At 44.0% G+C, this 1,881-nt stretch carries 2 protein-coding genes; both read right to left on the bottom strand.

What is annotated here, in order from left to right; genetic code table 11:
- Nucleotides 1–97: 97 nt before the first annotated feature.
- Nucleotides 98–781 (bottom strand): fumarate reductase cytochrome b subunit, encoded by a 684-nt coding sequence (locus tag Q0277_RS08945; protein ID WP_291936192.1) that lies wholly within the window; start codon nt 779–781, stop codon nt 98–100.
- Between the two features lie 94 nt (nt 782–875).
- A complete protein-coding gene (lgt, locus tag Q0277_RS08950; protein WP_297997381.1) occupies nt 876–1,694 on the bottom strand; it encodes a prolipoprotein diacylglyceryl transferase in 819 nt (272 codons plus the stop codon).
- Nucleotides 1,695–1,881: the final 187 nt, after the last annotated feature.

Raw genomic sequence — 1,881 nt, forward strand, 5'->3', positions numbered from 1 at the left:
TGGACCAACTCCTATAAACGCATCCTCTTCGGCAGCGAAGCCCCCACCGCCGCCAATAACTAAAGAATCGCAATATATTACATTCATCCTAAGCTCCCTATTCTAAACTTAACCATTTGAAATCGGCGATTATCGAAAGCAAGAAAAATGCACCCCAAACGATGAAAACCGTCTTTTTGATGAGGGCTCTTTTCCTTTGAATTTCCGCCTTCGTGCCGTCTATGCTAATCCATTTCATATAAAGCCTATAAATTCCAATACTAGCGTGAGTTACTACGAAAATCAATAAAACAAAATAAAATAGATGAAGCTGTCCGAAGCGAGCTATAGCAAGATCTGCAGTAATTTTCGGACCAAATACGATCATTAAAATATGAGCCGCCGCAAAGAAAAATAGGAAAAATCCCGTCCAAAACTGAAACCACCAAAGCGTCGTGTCGCAATGCTTCATTCGCATTTTGTGCGCTTTAAACGCTCTGTAAGCGGCGTAGTTAGCTGGAAATTTTCTCATCGCCAAAAACGCGTGAACTACGAAAATCACGAAAATTACAAAAGCGACGATGTTTGTAACGAAATAAATTCCGCCCGGTTCGGCGAAATGTACGACGCCCTCAAACGCGCCCTTACCGATCAAAATCGTGCCGGTAAATATCATATGACACAGCATAAAACAGGCCAAAATCAGCCCGCTGATGCTTTGCGCCACGTCTTGCAAAGCCATAATGCGGCTTTTTTTGCCGTCTATGGATCTGCCCGTAAAGCCTTCAATGCGACCTAGCATAGGTTCTCCTTAAAAAAGATGATTATAAATCCCCGCTAAACGAAAATTTACATTTTTGTAAAAAGATTATATTACTTTTTAACTTTAGATTAATTTAATTTCTGCAAATTAGTTTTTTCTTCAAAGACTGCTTTAAGAAAACTGCTATCAAAAACATCACTAAAGATAAAATTTGCCCCATCGATAAATTTAAAAATATAAACCCAAGCCCGTCGTCCGGCTGCCTAAAAAATTCTACGAAAAATCTAAACGCCGTATATAGCATCGCATACAAACATATCAGCTCGCCGTTAAATTTCTTGCGTTTACGGTAGAAAAATAAAATCACGAAAATTACCAGTCCTTCCAAAACCGCTTCGTAAAGCTGGCTTGGGTGACGCAACGTGCCGCCTACCAAAATCCCCCACGGCTCGCTCGTTTCGCGCCCGAAAAGCTCCTGATTTAAAAAATTTCCCACGCGCCCGAAAAAATAACCAAGCGGCACGCTAAGTGCCACGAGATCGAGCAGCGCCCACATATCGGTTTTAAATTTTTTGCAAAACCAAACCGTCGCGATCACGAATCCGACGACTGCGCCGTGATAGCTCATACCACGAATGCCCACGAACTCGCCGTTATGAAAGGGGTTGAAAATTTGCCACGGATGGCTGAAATACCACGCCGCCTCGCCCGAATAAATCGCGATGTATCCAAGCCGCGCGCCCAAAATGACGCCCACTTCGACCCAGATAAAGTAGCGATCTAGCATCTTATCGCTGAAGTCAAGGCCGTCTTTTCGCACGAAATATTTGGCGATAAATAGCGCCGTAAGCAGCGCCAAAACATACATAATGCCGTACCAGTGCACGTTTATGCCAAACGCGCTGAACGCCACGGGATCAAAGTGAGCGTAAATTTCGTTCCAGTAATTCAAATTTTTCCTTTGTTTTAAATTTTAAAATTTAACGGCGCACATCAGACGCTGCGTGATACACGCTCGGTAAAAGACGCAGAGCGACACATATGCGAGTCCAGAAGCCAGGCTTCCAAGCTCGATCGCACATGCAAAGCACGAAAGACGCGCGGTGCCGAGTGATTGTGCCCGATGAGGCGCTTACACC

The sequence above is a fragment of the uncultured Campylobacter sp. genome, assembly GCF_938030815.1.
Lineage (GTDB): Bacteria > Campylobacterota > Campylobacteria > Campylobacterales > Campylobacteraceae > Campylobacter_B.